The sequence below is a fragment of the Microbacterium sp. ABR10 genome (assembly GCF_057812175.1).
The window spans coordinates 834071-849937 of record NZ_CM173821.1; the positions used below are offsets into that span (position 1 = coordinate 834071).

General features: G+C 70.2%; 16 protein-coding genes. 4 read left to right on the plus strand and 12 right to left on the minus strand.

Annotation, left to right across the window (positions count from 1 at the left end; all coding sequences use genetic code 11):
- The first annotated feature begins 154 nt into the window (after window positions 1-154).
- Window positions 155-1474: an MFS transporter gene (locus ACXKZF_RS03810; RefSeq protein ID WP_488985431.1), complete on the plus strand. Its 1320-nt coding sequence runs from the start codon at window positions 155-157 to the stop codon at window positions 1472-1474.
- Window positions 1475-1564: 90 nt separating this feature from the next.
- Window positions 1565-2218 carry a GntR family transcriptional regulator gene (locus tag ACXKZF_RS03815; RefSeq protein WP_055958692.1) on the plus strand — a complete coding sequence of 218 codons (654 nt, stop codon included), beginning with the start codon at window positions 1565-1567 and terminating at the stop codon, window positions 2216-2218.
- A gap of 148 nt (window positions 2219-2366) precedes the next feature.
- Here ACXKZF_RS03815 and ACXKZF_RS03820 read toward each other — a convergent pair whose 3' ends face one another.
- The 6 genes from ACXKZF_RS03820 to ACXKZF_RS03845 all read right to left on the minus strand — a co-directional run bounded on the left by ACXKZF_RS03820 (window position 2367) and on the right by ACXKZF_RS03845 (window position 7082).
- Window positions 2367-3011 carry a DsbA family protein gene (locus ACXKZF_RS03820; protein ID WP_243222866.1) on the minus strand — a complete coding sequence of 215 codons (645 nt, stop codon included), beginning with the start codon at window positions 3009-3011 and terminating at the stop codon, window positions 2367-2369.
- Window positions 3012-3014: 3 nt separating this feature from the next.
- The gene (locus tag ACXKZF_RS03825) at window positions 3015-3698 is read right to left on the minus strand and encodes a cation diffusion facilitator family transporter (protein ID WP_488985432.1); all 684 of its coding nucleotides are present in this window, start codon (window positions 3696-3698) and stop codon (window positions 3015-3017) included.
- Complete coding sequence (locus tag ACXKZF_RS03830; RefSeq protein WP_243222868.1) at window positions 3695-4042, minus strand: ArsR/SmtB family transcription factor; 348 nt, start codon at window positions 4040-4042, stop codon at window positions 3695-3697. The genes ACXKZF_RS03825 and ACXKZF_RS03830 overlap by 4 nt, the downstream gene beginning before the upstream one ends.
- Window positions 4043-4122: 80 nt before the next feature.
- A complete protein-coding gene (locus ACXKZF_RS03835) occupies window positions 4123-4356 on the minus strand; it encodes a hypothetical protein (RefSeq protein WP_055958680.1) in 234 nt (77 codons plus the stop codon).
- Between the two features lie 169 nt (window positions 4357-4525).
- Entirely contained in the window at window positions 4526-6178 is a 1653-nt protein-coding gene (locus ACXKZF_RS03840; protein WP_055958676.1) for a thiamine pyrophosphate-binding protein, read from the minus strand.
- 199 nt (window positions 6179-6377) lie between these two features.
- Window positions 6378-7082, minus strand: a complete 705-nt coding sequence (locus ACXKZF_RS03845) for an IclR family transcriptional regulator (RefSeq protein WP_488985433.1) — start codon at window positions 7080-7082, stop codon at window positions 6378-6380.
- A gap of 97 nt (window positions 7083-7179) precedes the next feature.
- Here ACXKZF_RS03845 and ACXKZF_RS03850 point away from each other — a divergent pair, with 97 nt between their 5' ends.
- Window positions 7180-9033 (plus strand): FAD-dependent monooxygenase, encoded by a 1854-nt coding sequence (locus ACXKZF_RS03850; protein ID WP_488985434.1) that lies wholly within the window; start codon window positions 7180-7182, stop codon window positions 9031-9033.
- A gap of 366 nt (window positions 9034-9399) precedes the next feature.
- Complete coding sequence (locus ACXKZF_RS03855) at window positions 9400-10872, plus strand: NAD-dependent succinate-semialdehyde dehydrogenase (protein WP_488985435.1); 1473 nt, start codon at window positions 9400-9402, stop codon at window positions 10870-10872.
- A gap of 195 nt (window positions 10873-11067) precedes the next feature.
- On the opposite strand, the gene ACXKZF_RS03860 is transcribed toward ACXKZF_RS03855, so the two are convergent.
- From ACXKZF_RS03860 to ACXKZF_RS03885, 6 genes are read right to left on the minus strand one after another with little or no spacing between them, the layout of a single operon-like run.
- Entirely contained in the window at window positions 11068-12069 is a 1002-nt protein-coding gene (locus tag ACXKZF_RS03860) for a LacI family DNA-binding transcriptional regulator (RefSeq protein ID WP_055958665.1), read from the minus strand.
- A complete protein-coding gene (locus ACXKZF_RS03865; RefSeq protein ID WP_488985436.1) occupies window positions 12066-12860 on the minus strand; it encodes a creatininase family protein in 795 nt (264 codons plus the stop codon). Before ACXKZF_RS03865 ends, ACXKZF_RS03860 begins: the two co-directional genes overlap by 4 nt.
- A gap of 1 nt (window position 12861) precedes the next feature.
- Complete coding sequence (gene folE / locus ACXKZF_RS03870) at window positions 12862-13464, minus strand: GTP cyclohydrolase I (RefSeq protein WP_488985437.1); 603 nt, start codon at window positions 13462-13464, stop codon at window positions 12862-12864.
- A 21-nt stretch (window positions 13465-13485) separates the two neighbouring features.
- Window positions 13486-14244, minus strand: a complete 759-nt coding sequence (locus ACXKZF_RS03875; protein WP_055958655.1) for an ABC transporter ATP-binding protein — start codon at window positions 14242-14244, stop codon at window positions 13486-13488.
- Window positions 14241-15062: an ABC transporter permease gene (locus ACXKZF_RS03880; protein ID WP_314454340.1), complete on the minus strand. Its 822-nt coding sequence runs from the start codon at window positions 15060-15062 to the stop codon at window positions 14241-14243. Before ACXKZF_RS03880 ends, ACXKZF_RS03875 begins: the two co-directional genes overlap by 4 nt.
- A gap of 5 nt (window positions 15063-15067) precedes the next feature.
- A complete protein-coding gene (locus tag ACXKZF_RS03885) occupies window positions 15068-15865 on the minus strand; it encodes an ABC transporter permease (protein WP_055958649.1) in 798 nt (265 codons plus the stop codon).
- Window positions 15866-15867 lie beyond the last annotated feature (2 nt).

Below are 15867 nucleotides of genomic sequence, written 5' to 3' on the forward strand. Positions count from 1 at the left end.
GGTTACCGTCTTCCTCCGCTCCTTCGCGGTGGGACCATGAAACCACGGGGTTGTTGACAATACAAGTGTTTGATTGTTGACAATGGTGGGTGAACCATTTCATACTCTCGGCATAGCCCCGTTTCGGGGTCACAATGACGTGAGGATGACTGAAATGAGCGCAGAGGCCGTTCAGATGCGGGGCCCGGTGAACGGGACTTCGTCCGTGAAGAGGGTCGCCGTCGGCTCCGGAGTAGGGGCGGTGATCGAGACCTACGACTTCATCGGCTTCGGCACCGCCGCGGCCCTGTACTTCGGCACCGCGTTCTTCCCCGGCAGCGACCCCCTGACGGGGACGCTGCTCTCCTTCGCCACGCTGGGTGTCGGGTTCGCCGCCCGCCCTCTCGGGGGCATCATCGGCGGCCATCTGGGCGACCGCGTCGGCCGCAAACCTGTGCTCGTCGCCTCCCTCATCGTGATGGGACTGGCGACGTTCGTCATCGGTCTCCTGCCGACGTATGCGGCGGCCGGCATCGTCGCGCCGATCCTGCTCGTCATCGTTCGCATCGTGCAGGGGTTGGCGTTCGGAGCCGAGTGGGGCGGTGCCATCCTGATGACCTACGAGCACGCTCCGTGGCGACGCAAGGGCAGCTTCACCGGCATCGTGCAGGCCGGCTTCCCCGTCGGCTTGCTGCTGGCCAACCTCGTCTTCCTCGTCAGCGTGCACCTTCCCGGCGACTGGGCCTGGCGCGTACCGTTCCTCGCCAGCATCCTGCTGGTCGCCGTCGGCCTCGTCATCCGATCGAAGGTTCCCGAGTCGCCCGTCTTCGAAGACGTCAAGACGCAGGGAATCGTTCTCAAATCCCCGCTCATCTCCGTCATCAAATCCGACTGGGGAAACATCCTGCGCGGTATCGGATTGCGCATCGCGGAAACGGCCGGTTACGCCGTGTCGATCACGTACCTGATCTCGTACCTCAACACCAACAAGATCACGGAGAGCTGGCAGACCCTGACCGCCCTGTGCATCGCGGCCGGCGTGGGGGTCTTCGCAACCTGGGGCTGGGCGAAACTGACGGACCGCATCGGCCGCCGACCGCTGTACATCGTCGTCACGGCCTTGGGGATCGTCTGGGGATACCTCATGTTCCTCGGCGTCAACACGGCGGTATACCCCCTGGTCGTGGTCGTGATCGTGCTGTCGTACGCCGTGTTCCAGAATGCCCTCGCCGGGGCGCAGGGGGCGTGGTTCCCGGAGCTCTTCACCGCGAACACGCGCACATCCGGTGCCTCGCTCGCCTACCAGATCTCGGCCATGGTGTCGGGGTTCACGCCGTTCATCACGACGCTGCTGTTCGGTGCCTTCGGCTGGGTGGGGCCGGCATCGTTGTTCTCCTTCTACGCCCTGATCGGGCTGCTGGCGGCGCTGTCGACGAAGGAGACGTGGACGAAGGAGCAGCGGGCGTACGCCGAGCGAGCGGCGCTCGCGGACTAGATGCCGCTGGCCAGCGGGAGCGGGCGAAGTCTGTGCGGGGGCGCGGTCAGACTTCGCCCGTAGACTGGCCTCCCACGGGAGGAGGAGCAGATGACGGACGCTCCCTCGATCCTCGGCTTGCAGCGGACGACCCTCCGCCAGCAGGCCGTCGAGGCTCTTCGCCGAGCCATCACCACGGGTGAGCTCGAGCCCGGGTCTCACGTCTCCGAGATCGAGATGGCCGGGCGCCTCGGCATCAGCCGCGGGACGTTACGCGAAGCCATGCGGACGCTCCAGATCGAGGGGCTGCTCACTGCAGGCACCCGCGGGCGACTGATGGTCCGACACATGAGCGAACGGGAGCTGCGGGACCTCTTCCAGGTGCGCGCCGCGCTCGAAGCGCTCGCCGCGGCGACCCTCGCGCAGCGACCCGACTGCGGCGCCGTCGCAGAACAGCTCGAGACTCTCGCGCGACGCATGACAATGCCCGATGCGTCTCTGGGGGAGCGGATGCGGGCGGACCTCGACTTCCACCTCGGCATGTGCCGCCTCACCGGCAACGAGACGCTCGTTCAGGCGTGGTCGGCGCTGGAGGGGTCCATCGAGATGTCGATCACGCACTCCGGACTCGATCGTGCGCTCAAGAACATGGATGCGGAGCGCCACCTCGCAATCGTGCGCGCGATCGCCGCGGGCGAACCCCACGAAGCCGCGGCGACCGTTCGGGCCCACATGGACGCCGCCGCCGAGGTCCTTATCCGATAGCGCGCACGTGCTCGCGCCCTCGCGTCGTCGGATTCCCGAAACGGGCCACCGCGGCCGTGATCGTGCTGCCGCCGACTCCGCCTCATGCTGCTCGCGGTCGGCCTCGGCCCGACCGACGGTCCGCAGGCGGCGCTGTACGCCGGTCCGCCTAGCGATCGAGGGCGGCGTCGATCACCGTTTCGAGGTCGTTCCATCGCTCGATGACGAGCGGTCGCCCGTCGACGAAGAACGTGGGGGTGCTGCCGACGCCGAGGGCCCGTCCCTCTTCGAAGTCGGCCCGCACGCGTTGTTCGGTGTCCGGATCCGAGACGGCGGCGTCGTAAGCCGTCATGTCGAGCCCGAGGTCGTCGGCATATTCGCGGAAGAGATCGGCGCGGGACTCCTGCGCTTCTCCCCACTCGGCCTGCGTATCGAAAAGGCGGCGGTACATGTCCTCGAAGCGGCCCTGCTGTGCGGCGGCTTCGGCGGCGACGGCGGAGGTCATCGAGTTGACGTGTCCGGGGAGTGGGAAGTAGCGGACGACGTAGGTGATCTGTCCGGCGTATTTCTGCCGCGCTTCTTCGACGACCGGGTAGTAGGCACCGCACGCCTCGCACTCGAAGTCGAGGAACTCGACGACGGTGACCGCACCGTCGCCCGCGTCGTCGAGAACATGGGAGTCGGCTCTCACCACGGCGGCGGCCGCCGGATCGGGGGCCTGCACACGGGCGACGAGGAACGCGACGAGGCCGACGACCACGACGACGATCAGGGCGGCGAGCGTGATCACAAGGGGCTTGGTCTGCGTCTTCACGGGTCAGTCCTTGTTCTCGTGCGCGTGGTGGTTGTCGTGCTCCTGCTCGAGAAGCATGCCCACCGAGGTCGCGCACGCGTCACCGCGCCACGCCTCGATGCCCTCCCGGATGGCGAAGGCGGCGATGACGAGTCCCGCGACCGCATCGGCCCACCACCACCCGAGCAGACTGTTGAGGACGAGTCCGATGAGCACCGCAGCGGACAGATAGGTGCACAGAAGGGTCTGCCGGGAGTCCGCGACAGCGGTGGCCGATCCCAGCTCTCGACCCGCGCGACGCTCCGCCAGCGACAGGAACGGCATGATGATCACGCTCAGAGCCGTGAGGACGATGCCGATCGTCGAGTGCTGCACGTCGATCCGCCCGACGAGCGCCAGCACGGACGTCGCTGTGACGTACGCCGCGAGGGCGAAGAACGCGACGGCGATCACGCGCAGCGTGCCCTTCTCCCATCGTTCCGGGTCGCGGCGGGTGAACTGCCACGCGACCGCAGCAGCGGAGAGGACCTCGATCGTCGAGTCCAGGCCGAATCCGACGAGCGCAGCCGACGAGGCGACCGTGCCGGCGGTGATCGCGACGATCGCCTCGATCAGGTTGTACGCGATCGTCGCTGCGACGATCCATCTGATGCGGCGTTGGAGGACAGGCCGTCGGTCAGCGGCGTGATGAGCAGTGGCGGCGGTCATGCGGCGCAGGTGCAGCGTCCCCCGGCGCAGCAGCCCGGCTCGACGTAGAGGACCACGCGCAGCAGCTCGTCCAGAGCGGGTGCGAGATGCTCGTCAGCGAGCCGGTATCGGGTACGTCGCCCTTCCGGCACGGCCTCCACCAGCCCGCACCCTCGCAGGCACGCGAGCTGGTTCGACATGACCTGCCTCGAGACGCCGAGCGCATCAGCCAGATCGGAGGGGTACGCCGGCGCCTCTCGCAGGGCCAGCAGAACCCCCGCTCGGGTCGTGTCGGAGAGCGCGTGCCCGAGGCGGGCGAGTGCCGCGGTGTGCGTCAGCGTGGCCGTGAGGGTCGCGGTGGACATGCGCTGATAGTACACGAATCAGTGAATTAAGGATGCTGTGTACTAGTTGCCGGGACACCGGACCACCGTGCGCGGTTCCCTCACTCGGGCGCCCGATGCATCAGCAGGCCCGCCGCGAGAACGACGATCCCCACGACGAAGACCAACGCCGCGACACCCATCGCGGCGGCGTCCTGGGGCAGCATCGAGCAGCCCGCCGAGGTGTCTTCGTACTCGCAACTCCGCCACGGCTGGAAGAAGTACAGCACCACGACGGCGCCGCTGATCATCGCGACCGCGGTGCCCGAGCCGATCAGACGCCTTCTCGTCCCCATGCGTCACCACCGTAGCGGCGGCTCGCAGAGCCGGCGGGTCGGACCTTTGCGACGCACGGTTCGGCGGGGCCTTGAGTCCCGGGCAGGCTATGGGATCGGAGGCCTCGGCGGCGGCGGGCGTTCGCGGCGACCACCTCGGCTGTCGCGGTGGCGGTGAGCCCGACCCCGCTTACGAGTTCACCTTGATGATCTCGCGCTGGTACGGCGCGATGACGTCGCCGCTGATACGCAGGTCGAGCAGCAGAAAAGCTCGGTCTTCGGGATCGCGCCGCGTCCACTCCGCCAGGGCGTCGAGGTCGGCCACCTCGCGCACGACGACGCCCTCGGCGCCGAAGCCGCGCGCGACGGCCGCGAAGTCGACCTCCGGAATCAGCATGGGCTCGCGGGCGAGGCCCTTCAGGCCGTAGAGGTTGATCTCGGCGCCGTAGGCGGCGTCGTTCCACACCACCGCGATGCCGTGGCCCCGCGCCGAGCGCACGGCGCTCTCGAGGTCGGCGATCGCCATGAGCCCCCCGCCGTCACCGGTCGTGAGCACGACGGTCGATTCGGGGCGGGCGGCGATGGCTCCCGCGACCGAGGGGAAACCGAGGCCGATCGACTGATAGGCGGTGCCGACCATCATGACGCGATCGGGTGAGGCGACCGGCCAGTACATGTTCGACCAGCCGAGGAAGTGGCCGCCGTCGGAGACGACGACGCGGTCCTCGGGCAGCAATTCGGCGATGCGCGCGGCGGCCGAGCGGGGGTCGAGGCGGCCATCGGGGGCGAGGCCCTCGCCGGGCTCCTGCTCGCGAAGGGGAGCCACGTCCACGCGGTCACGCCAGCCGGACGACACGGCGCCGTGGGAGAGAAGACGCTCCACGAGCGCCTCGGCCGCCAGCGCGGCATCCGCCCGGACGAACCCGCCCACCTGCGCGTGCGTGGCGGTGGGGGCCACGTCGATCTGGAAGACCTGCGTGCGCGGGGCGAAGAGTTCACCGAAGCGCATCGTGAACTGGTTGAGCCCCGCACCGAAGACCACCGCGACGTCTGCCTCGCGCACGAGCTCCATCGCGCCCGCGGCGCCGAAGCCCCCCGTGACGCCGAGGTCGTGGGCGGTGTCGGGGAAGATGCCGCGACCGAGGGCGGTGGATGCCGTGATCGCACCGGTCACCTCGGCGAGACGCCCGAGCGCAGCGCCCGCGTCGGCGAGCCACGCGCCGCGGCCGGCGAGCAGGAACGGCCGCTCGGCGCCGGCGAGGGCGTCGGCGATGCGGTCGAGGGTCGCCTCCGCCGCGGGTCCCCGCGGTGCAAGAGGCGCGGGCAGTGTCACCGTACCGGCGTCCGTCAGCGGGCCGGCCTCACGCGACACGACGTCATAGGGGATGGCCAGCACCACCGGCACGCGGTAGGTCAGCGCGTGTTCGAGGGCGATGAGGACGGTGGCCGTGGCATCCCGATCTCCCACCGTGTACGTGCGCACGCCGACCGCCGAGGCCAGGGCGACCTGGTCGACGCCCCACGGGCGGGGGCCGGAGGTGGGCTCGTCGCCCACGACCAGAAGCAGGGGGATGCGGGCCTGAGCTGCTTCGGCGAGCGCAGTGAGGGTGTTGGTGAAGCCCGCGCCGTACGTGGCGGTCGCCGCGGCGATGCGGCCGGACGCGCGATAGTGGGCATCGGCGGCGACGACGCCGCCCGCCTCGTGCCGCATCGCGGTGAAGGCGACGTCGGTCTGGCGATGCAGGGCGTCGAGGAAGTGGGCGTTGCCGTTGCCCATCACCCCGAAGACGTGGTCGATGTGGCGACCGAGGGTGTGGGCGACGTGCGCGGAGACGATGGGCATGACGAGCCTTTCGCGAAACAGGAACGGGAATGAGCCGTATGTGTCTCGCGCGGGTCTTGCGCTACGTGCCCTTTTTTCGAGCAGCGACGCACGACATCGGGCGCCTGACGGGAGTGATCATATACGATCCCGCGCCTCGAGGCGAAGGGAGATCGGTAACGGTGTGCCGAACTCCGGACTGCCTCGCGGCACGCTGCGGTCAGAGAGCACCGAGGATCGCGGATGCCGCAGCCTCGAGCCGCGCCGCGATCGCCGCGTCGTCGAGGTCGGTGGCCACGTGCACGGCGGCGACGGCGGCGGGCTCGCGCCCCCGCACGGCGAGGGGCACCGCCACGGCACGGAACGTGGGGATCACCTCGTCATGACTCGTCGCCCACCCGCGCTCCGCGGCGTCCGCCACGTCAGACGCGAGACGCGCATCGACTCCGTCGGGCCAGCGCCGCGGGGGTAGCTGCGCGAGGATCGCGCGCCCGGGGGCACCCCGGGTGACCGGATGCCGCGACCCGGGCCGCTGCGCCACGGCGGTGACCGTGTGCCGGGGCTCGACGCTGACGAGCGTCACGCATTCGTCGTGATCGAGCACGACGAGGAAGCACGTCATGCCGAGGTCGTTCGCCGCCGCGGTGAGCTCGGGCAGCGCCTCGGCCTGCAGGTCGGCGGCGACGCCCGCGGCCAGTGCTGCCAGCCCCGTTCCCAGGCGCACCGCGCCCGCGGCGTCTCGAGTGACGAGACCGTGGTCTTCGAGTGTGCGGAGGAGTCGGTAGGCGACCGAGCGGTGTAGCTCGACCCGGGCCGCGAGGTCGTCGATCGAGAGCGGGGCGCGGGCGTCGGCGAGCTCTTCGAGCAGGCGGATGCCGCGACTCAGCGTCTGCGAGGCGGGGGAGGCGTCTTGCCGTGCGGGCATGGCTCGGGCTACTCTCTCGTTCGGTAGCAGAACATTGCGTTCGAATATAGAACGCGCCGTGCTGGACCGCAACCCGACATCGACGTCAGGAGAAACGATGCAGTTCCATCACCACGGCTACGTCTCGGGCGACCCGCGCGTGCAGAACGCGGCCGGCACAGGTCTCGAGCGCCCCGACAGACTCCCCGACGAGGTCGACGTGCTCATCGTCGGCTCCGGCCCCGCCGGCATGCTTCTCGCTGCGCAGATGTCGCAGTTCCCCCAGCTCACGACGCGTCTCATCGAGAAGCGTGAGGGGCGTCTCGCCCTCGGCCAGGCCGACGGCATCCAACCCCGAAGCGTCGAGACCTTCCAGGCGTTCGGTTTCGCCGACCGCATCACGGCCGAGGCGTACAACATCGGCTGGATGAACTTCTGGGCCCCCGATCCCGAGAATCCCGAGCGGATCGTCCGCACGACCCGCACCGAGGACTACGGCTACAAGATCAGCGAGTTCCCCCACCTCATCGTCAACCAGGCGCGGGTGCTCGACTATTTCGCCGAGGCTGCGGCCCACGGCCCCGCACGCATCGTGCCCGACCACGGCGTGGAGTTCCTGGGTCTCGAGGTGCACGCCGACGACGTCGAGGTGCGTGTGCGCACCGCCGAGGGTGAACGCACCGTTCGCGCGCGCTACGTCGCCGGGTGCGACGGCGCGCGCAGCGGTGTGCGTCAGGCGATCGGCCGGACGCACGTCGGAGCCGCCGCGCGCCACGCGTGGGGCGTCATGGACGTGCTGGTGGAGACCGACTTCCCCGACTGGCGCATCAAGTGCGCGATCAACGCCGCCGCCGGGAACATCCTGCACATCCCGCGCGAGGGCGGCTACCTCAGCCGCATGTACATCGACCTCGGCGAGGTCGCCGAAGGCGACAACCACCGCGTGCGGCAGACCCCGATCGACGAGGTCATCCGTCGGGCGAACGAGATCCTTCACCCGTACTCCATCGACGTGAAACAGGTCGCGTGGCACAGCGTCTACGAGGTGGGTCACCGGGTGACCGACCAGTTCGTCGACGATCTCGATCACCCGCGCGTCTTCCTCACCGGTGACGCCTGCCACACGCACAGCGCCAAAGCGGGGCAGGGGATGAACGTCTCGATGCAGGACGGCTTCAACCTCGGCTGGAAGCTGGGCCACGTGCTCACCGGGCTCGCGCCGGCGGACCTGCTGCGCACGTACGACCAGGAGCGCCGGCCCGTCGCCCAGCAGCTCATCGACTTCGACCGCGAGTGGTCGTCGCTCATGGCGCGCAAGCCCGGCGAGATCACCGACCCCGCGGAGCTGTCGACCTACTACCTGGCCACGGCCGAGTTCCCCTCGGGCTTCATGACGCACTACGCCCCCTCGACGATCACCGCCGAGGCGCCGGCGCAGGAGCTGGCATCCGGATTCCCCGTAGGAAGGCGCTTCAAGAGTGTCGAGGTCGTGCGGGTGTGCGACGGCAACGCCGTGCACCTCGGCCATCACGCGAAGGCCGATGGGCGCTGGCGGATCTACGCGTTCGCGGATGCGGACGGCTCGGCGCTGCGCGAGTGGGCGGGCGCCGCGCAAGACATCGTGGAGCGCTTCACGCCCGACGGCGCCGATCTCGACGCCGTGTTCGATGTGAAGACGGTGTTCCCTGGCCGGTGGGAGGACGTGGTCGAGGTGCCGGCGCTGTTCCGTCCGCGCTCGGGGCCGCTCGGCCTGACCGACCTCGAGAAGGTGTTCGCCGCCGCCCCCTCGGCCTGGACGAGCGCCGACATCTTCGCCGAACGCGGCATCGGTGCCGCCGGCGCGGTCGTGCTCGTGCGCCCCGACCAGTACGTCGCGCACGTGCTGCCCCTCTCGGCCCCGGAGGAGCTCCAGCGCTTCCTCGTCGGGGTGATGGCCTCGCCAGTTGCGGCATCCGCCCCGTCCCGCGCATAAACGCGATCGGCGCGCATAAACGCGGGCGCAGCGCGTTTATGCGCACGGAAAGCGTTTATGCCTGATGGTCGCCCCGGCGCCGAGCTGGGCGCGATTCGGACGGACGAGGGCCGCGGCATCCGCCCCGTCCCACGCATAAACGCGGTCGGCGCGCATAAACGCGGGCGCAGCGCGTTTATGCGCACGGAAAGCGTTTATGCCTGCGGAGGCGGCGAACCCCGGTCGCGCGTGAGAGGCCCGAGGGCGATCCGCACCCCACCGGCCACGACGGCCAGCACGACGACCCGTTTGTACACCACGTATATCGGCTCCGCTACGCGGGCTGACGAGAATTGGCGGGAACCCCGCCCCGATCCAGGAGGACCCATGACCGATTCGCGCGAGAGCGAGCTGCTGGCATCCGTACCCACCGGCCTCTTGATCAACGGCGAGTGGCGAGAGGCGACCGGCGGCAAGACCGTCGCCGTGAACGACCCCGCCACCGGTGACGTCATCCACGAGATCGCCGACGCCACGGTCGACGACGGCGTCGCGGCGATGGATGCCGCTGCCGAGGCGTTCCCGTCATGGGCGGCGACCCCGGCTCGGGAGCGTGCCGAGATCCTCCGCCGCGCCTTCGACCTGCTGCAGGAGCGCAAGGAGGACGTCGCGCTGCTCATGACGCTCGAGATGGGCAAGCCCCTCGCCGAAGCGCGCGGCGAGGTCGCGTACGGCGGGGAGTTCCTGCGCTGGTTCAGCGAGGTCACCGCGCACACCCAGGGCCGCTACGGCGCGAACCCCGAGGGCACGGGTCGCATGATCGTCTCGCATCACCCCGTGGGCCCCTGCTACCTCATCACCCCGTGGAACTTCCCCCTCGCCATGGCCACCCGCAAGATCGCCCCCGCGCTCGCCGCGGGCTGCACGGTGGTGATCAAGCCCGCGACCCTCACGCCCCTCACGACGCTCTTCTTCGCGCAGATCCTGCAGGACGCCGGTGTCCCCGCCGGTGTCGTCAACGTCGTCACCACGACCAGCACCGGGCCGGTGTCGGAGCGCATCATCTCCGACCCGCGCCTGCGCAAGCTGTCGTTCACCGGCTCCACCCCGGTCGGTGTGAAGCTGCTGCAGCAGGCGGCGCCCGGCGTGCTCCGCACGTCGATGGAGCTCGGCGGCAACGCCCCGTTCGTCGTGTTCGAGGATGCCGACCTCGACAAGGCCGTCGAGGGTGCGATGCTCGCGAAGTTCCGCAACATCGGCCAGGCCTGCACCGCCGCCAACCGCTTCCTCGTGCAGCGCAGCGTCGTCGAGGACTTCACCGCGCGTGTCACCGAGCGCGTGAAGGCGATGAAGGTCGGCCGCGGTACCGAGGAGGGCGTGCAGATCGGGCCCCTCATCGACGACCGGGCGGTCGACAAGGCGAAGACCCTGGTGGGGGATGCCGTCGACCGCGGCGCCACCGTCACCACCGGTGGCTCGCCCGTCGACGGTCCCGGCACCTTCTTCGAGCCGACGGTCGTCGCAGACGTCAAACCGGGCAGCGACATCCTGCGCGAGGAGATCTTCGGACCCGTGCTCGCCATCGTCCCCTTCGATGATGAGGACGACGCGGTCCGCCTGGCCAACGACACCGAGTACGGCCTCGTCTCCTACGTCTTCACCGAGTCGTTCGCGCGCGGCCAGCGCATGATCGACAAGCTCGAGACCGGCATGATGGGCCTCAACGTCGGCGTGGTCTCCAACGCCGCGGCGCCCTTCGGCGGCTGGAAGCAGTCCGGCCTGGGACGCGAAGGCGGCGACGAGGGCATCCACGAGTACCTGCAGACGAAATACACCCTCACGGCCAACCCCTACGCCTGAGACACCGGATGCCACGACCCCATCCTCTTCGGAGGGGCGGGGTCGTGGCATCCGTCGTTCCCCCGGCCTCTGTGGACACAAGGCAGGAGGTTCGGCGATGGGACGTCGATAAGTCGGGCCACGGGAGCGCAGGGACCGCAGAAGTCCTGCGTGGTGTCCGCCGCCGGCCGAGCACGCGACGCGTGGCATCCGTCGTCAGCGCTGCGTCGACTCGCCCGGGACGAGTTCGACGGGGATCACTGCGCGGTCTCCGTCGCCGCCCGCCATGAGGGTGTCGAGCATGTCCATCGCGCGTGCGGCGATCTTGCCCCAGTCCTGACGCACCGTGGTGATCGTGGGCGAGATCTGTCGCGTCCAGGCCACTCCGTCGAAACCGCACAGCAGCAGATCGCCCGGGACGGACCGCCCCTCTTGCAGGGCACGGAAGAACGCGCCGACGGCGTGCAGGTCGCTCACCGCGAAGACGGCGTCGACCTCGGCGTCGGTCTCGAGGAGTTCCGCCATGGCGCTCTGACCGCCGTCCATGCCGTAGTTCTCGCCGACGATCAGCACCTCGGCCGCGGGGACGCCGCGGTCGGCGAGTCCGGTGAGGAACCCCTCGCGCCGTTCTTTCGTCGACGGCAGATAGCCCTCGCCGCCCAGCATGGCGAAGCGGGTGCCGCCGGCATCCACCAGGTGATGCGCGGCGACACGTCCGCCGCCGAAGTTGTCGGAGCGCACCCACCCGCCGATGAGGGCGGAGTCCGCGGGTTCGTCGCAGGCGACGATCGGCACGGGGCTCGCCCGCAGCCGATGCACCCCAGAGCGCGGGGGGCGCGAGGGCGACAGCAGCACGCCGTCCGTGCTGCGCACGAGGTTCTCGAGCGCTTCGAGCTCGTTGTCGGGCTCGTAATCGGACCCGGCGAGCACGAGCGCCCAGTCGCGCTGCGCGCCCTCGCGCTCGAACGCGTGCGCGAGTTCGGCGTACGCCGGATGCCGCACGTCGGGCAGGACGATCCCGACGGTCGTGCGGTCGGTGCGCCGGCGCCCGGAGGCCCGGGGGTACCCGACCCGCTGAGCGGCGTCCAGCACCCGGTCGCGCAGCTTCGGGCTCACCCCTCGGTTGCCGGTGAGGGCGTTGCTGGCGGTGGCGAGGCTGACTTTCGCCTCCGTCGCCACCTCTTGGAGGGTCGGTGTCCGTCCCGGACCGTCGGTCATTCGGCATCCCCCCGCCGCGAGTGTACCCACTCGGGCGGAAGGGGGTGCGCAGCGACGGCGCGGACGATGTCGGCGAGGGCGGCGGCCTGCGTGGCGAACGCGCGTTCGCCCCACTCGGCGTCGGCCGTGGTCGGATCTCCGATCACGCCCGACGCAGACAGATCGTCGACGTGCCAGGGCACACTGACGGCGCCGAACGGCCGGGTGGGGGAGGCCGCGCGGGCCCTGACCCGCTCGAGACCGTCGGCGCGGGCGGCATCCATGTCGACGGCGCCCGGGTCCAGCGCGAGCAACAGGCTCGTCTCGTAGTGGCCGGCGTGCGCGTCGAGATCGCCCGTGGTCACGCCCTCGGCCAGTTCGGGAGGCAGTGCCAGCCCGGGCACGTGCACCGCGAACGCCGCGAGCCCCCGCCGCTCGCGCAACTGCCGGCACGCGACGTGCAGCAGTTCGGGATTGCCACCGTGTCCGTTGACGAACAGCAGACGACGGATGCCGCTGGCGGCGACGCCGCGGCCGATGTCGTCGATGAGGGCGAGCAGCGTCTCCGCCGACAGGCCGATCGTGCCGGCGCGTCCCGCGTGCTCGGGCGAGAAGCCGAACGGCAGCGCCGGAAGCACCCACGTTGCCACCTCGCCGGTCACCCGAGCGCCGGCCTCCGCGGCGAAAGCGGCCGCGATGGCCGTGTCGGTGGTCACGGGCAGGTGCGCACCGTGTTGCTCGGTGGCCCCGATCGGGACCAGGGCCACCCCGGCCCGCGCGGCGACCTCCGTCACCTCGATGGAGCTCGTCATCTCAGTGCAGTCCGAGCAGCACTCGCGCCTCTGCTCGCGCCGCCGGATCGGTCTCGTACACGCCGCGCCCCGCGAGGGAGAACGCCGTCGAGCCGACGGTCCGCTCCCCGCGCGCCCACATGCAGGCGTGCTGTGCGGTGAGGCGCACCAGCACGCCCTTCGCGTCGAGTGTCTCGGAGACGACCTCGGCGATCTGGTCGGCCAGGCGCTCCTGCATCTGCGGTCGGGCCGCGAGCACCCGCAGCATCGCGTCGAAGTCGCCGATGCCGGCGAGCGCCCGATCGGGCAGGTACACCACCGACACCAATCCCTGGAAGGGCAGCAGGTGGTGCTCGCACATCGAGGAGTAGGGGATGTCCTGCACCGCGACCGCCCCGGGGTACACGCCCTCGATGGGCTCACCGCCGCCCAGCGCGCGATGCGGGTCGCCTCCCATTCCCGAGAAGAGGTCGAGACCGGCGTGCGCGACGCGCCGGGGGGTGTCGATGAGGGTGGGGTGCTCGGTGTCGAGGCCGATCGCTCGCATGTACATGCGGATCCCCTCCTCCGCGGCATCCAGATCGGGAGCGGTGTGCGTGGCGGCGACGGCAGTGAGTTCGGTCATGAGGGTGGGCCTTTCGGGGGATCAGTGGAACAGGAGCGCGCTGGCGCGGTCGACGTAGGCGTGGAATTCGGGCGACGTCGTCATTTCGAGGGTGCGCGGCCGCGGGAGGTCGACGTCGATGACTTCTTTGATGCGCCCCGGACGAGGGCTCATCACGGCGACCTTGTCGCTGAGGAAGATGGCCTCCTGGACGCCGTGCGTGACCATGACGGTCGTCGCCTGCTGCTCGCTCCACAAGCGCTGGAGCTCGACGTTCAGACGTTGGCGGGTGACGTCGTCGAGCGCTCCGAACGGTTCGTCGAGGAAGAGCACGTTGGGCCGGAGGGCCAGCGCGCGGGCGATGGCCACGCGTTGGCGCATGCCGCCCGACAACTGCCACGGTCGGGCCTTGGCGAACTGTTCCAGGCGCACGAGGCGCAGCAGTTCGCCCACCCAGTCGTGGTCGACGGGGAGCCCCGCGATCTCGAACGGGAACGCGATGTTGCGCTCGACCGTCCGCCACGGCAGCAGTGCGTGGTCTTGGAAGGCGATGCCGTACGCGTGCTTCCCGCGGAGGGCGGCGGGGGCGAGATCGTTGACCGTCGCTGTGCCCGAGGTGGGGGTGTCCAGGCCGGCGAGCATGCGCAGCACGGTGGATTTGCCGCAGCCGGAGGGGCCGAGGAGCGACAGGAACGACCCGCGCGGAGTGTCGAGGTCGACCCCGTCGACGGCGACGACCGTCTCGCCGCGGGTGGCGAAATGGCGCGTGAGAGCACGGACGTGGACGCCGGACGCGGTCATGCGGGGCCTTTCTGAGCGAGGGTCGAATCGCGCGGCGGGAAACGACCGGCGAGCAGAAGCGTTTCGGCCGCGACGACGAGTCCGTAGGCGGCGAGCGAGAGGAGCACCGTGACGACGACGAGCGTCCACAGCAGCCCGTAGTCGGAGTACGACTTGCTGGTGAGCAGGTTCGCCCCGAGCCCTTCGAACGAGAACAGGAACTCATACAGGGTGGCCGCCGACACGGTCGCGGGGGCGGCCAGCTTGAGACCGGCGAACAACGACGGAAGGGATGCCGGCAGCTGCACGAACCGCAGCAGGGTCCATCGGCCGCCGCCATAGGCACGCACGAGGTCGGCCGTCTCCGGCGTCGACGAGGTGAGGCCTGCCCCGATGTTCATCAGCAGGGGGAAGAAGGTCACGACCGCGGCCACGACGGCGGCGGTGAGGATGCCGGAACCGAAGACGGCGTAGATGACGGGGGCCATGGCGATGAGGGGCACGGTCTGCAGCAGCAGGGCCAGCGGCAGGAAGATCGAGCGCAACGCCCGCGACACGGTCAGCGCGACCGCCCCGACGAACCCGGTGCTGACGCCGAGGAGGAGCCCGACGGCACTGTGCATCAGGGTGACGCCGATCATCGGGGCGAGGGCTGCGCGGCGTTCAGCGGCGCCGGCCGGATTGCCGGCCCCGTCGACGAAGAGGTACCCCCACACGTCCAGCGGCGTCTTCGCGAGGTAGGGCGAGAGCCCCGAGAGGGTGATCGCCAGCTGCCAGCCGATCAGCAGCACGGCCGCCGTGGCGAGCGTGCACAGGGTCGTCGTGAGCCGGGAGGACATGCGCGTCATCGGGTGCCCCCCGTGTGAGTGGTCCACGGCGCGAGAATGCGTCCGAGCAGCGCGATCGCGCCGTACCCGAGGGCCGAGACGACCGTCGCGAGCAGGGCGATCGCCCACATGCCGGTGTAGTCGCCGACGTACTGCTGCGAGATGAGGAGTCGGCCGGCCCCTTCGTCGACGCCGACGGTGAAGAATTCGCCGGTCATGGCGCCGAGGAAGGCGGCGGGGGCGGCGAGCTTGAGGGCGGCGAGCAGCGCGGGGATCGCGGAGATCACCCGCACCTTGCGGATGGCCGTCCACGCGGTGCCTCCGTAGGCGTGCACGAGATCGAGCTGCGCCGGGGCGGCCGAGCGCAGTCCCAGAAGCACCCCGACCACGAGGGGGAACAGCACGGCGAGCATCGCCAGCACGACACTCACGGCACGGCTGCCCGACGGACTGAGCAGCACCACGATGGGCGCGATGGCGGCTGCGGGAGCGCACGCGGCCACCACTCCCAGTTGGGAGGCGAAGGGGCCCAGGGGCGGGGCCATCATGACCAGGATGCCGAGCCCCAGCGCGATCACGACGGCAACGCCGTAGCCGATCAGGGCGGCTCCCGCGGTCGCGGCCACGCCTTCTGCATAGGCTCCGTCACCCAATCCGGTGGCCGCGCGCACGAGGACCGGGAGAGGGGGCGGCACCGGACCGGGACTGCCGTTGGGGCGCTGGTAGACGGTCACGGCGACGATGTGCCAGGCCATCACCAGCACGGCGAGACCGGCGGCGCCGAAGAGGACGCCACGTGCGGGTATCGACGTCATGT

Coding starts and splice junctions, on each gene's coding strand:
- ACXKZF_RS03835 (WP_055958680.1), bottom strand. CDS start 4,356: ATGGGGACGAGAAGGCGTCTGATCGGCTCGGGCACCGCGGTCGCGATG.
- ACXKZF_RS03855 (WP_488985435.1), top strand. CDS start 9,400: ATGACCGATTCGCGCGAGAGCGAGCTGCTGGCATCCGTACCCACCGGC.
- ACXKZF_RS03845 (WP_488985433.1), bottom strand. CDS start 7,082: ATGCCCGCACGGCAAGACGCCTCCCCCGCCTCGCAGACGCTGAGTCGC.
- ACXKZF_RS03840 (WP_055958676.1), bottom strand. CDS start 6,178: ATGCCCATCGTCTCCGCGCACGTCGCCCACACCCTCGGTCGCCACATC.
- ACXKZF_RS03825 (WP_488985432.1), bottom strand. CDS start 3,698: ATGACCGCCGCCACTGCTCATCACGCCGCTGACCGACGGCCTGTCCTC.
- ACXKZF_RS03880 (WP_314454340.1), bottom strand. CDS start 15,062: ATGTCCTCCCGGCTCACGACGACCCTGTGCACGCTCGCCACGGCGGCC.
- folE (WP_488985437.1), bottom strand. CDS start 13,464: ATGACCGAACTCACTGCCGTCGCCGCCACGCACACCGCTCCCGATCTG.
- ACXKZF_RS03830 (WP_243222868.1), bottom strand. CDS start 4,042: ATGTCCACCGCGACCCTCACGGCCACGCTGACGCACACCGCGGCACTC.
- ACXKZF_RS03810 (WP_488985431.1), top strand. CDS start 155: ATGAGCGCAGAGGCCGTTCAGATGCGGGGCCCGGTGAACGGGACTTCG.
- ACXKZF_RS03850 (WP_488985434.1), top strand. CDS start 7,180: ATGCAGTTCCATCACCACGGCTACGTCTCGGGCGACCCGCGCGTGCAG.
- ACXKZF_RS03865 (WP_488985436.1), bottom strand. CDS start 12,860: ATGACGAGCTCCATCGAGGTGACGGAGGTCGCCGCGCGGGCCGGGGTG.
- ACXKZF_RS03875 (WP_055958655.1), bottom strand. CDS start 14,244: ATGACCGCGTCCGGCGTCCACGTCCGTGCTCTCACGCGCCATTTCGCC.
- ACXKZF_RS03815 (WP_055958692.1), top strand. CDS start 1,565: ATGACGGACGCTCCCTCGATCCTCGGCTTGCAGCGGACGACCCTCCGC.
- ACXKZF_RS03885 (WP_055958649.1), bottom strand. CDS start 15,865: ATGACGTCGATACCCGCACGTGGCGTCCTCTTCGGCGCCGCCGGTCTC.
- ACXKZF_RS03860 (WP_055958665.1), bottom strand. CDS start 12,069: ATGACCGACGGTCCGGGACGGACACCGACCCTCCAAGAGGTGGCGACG.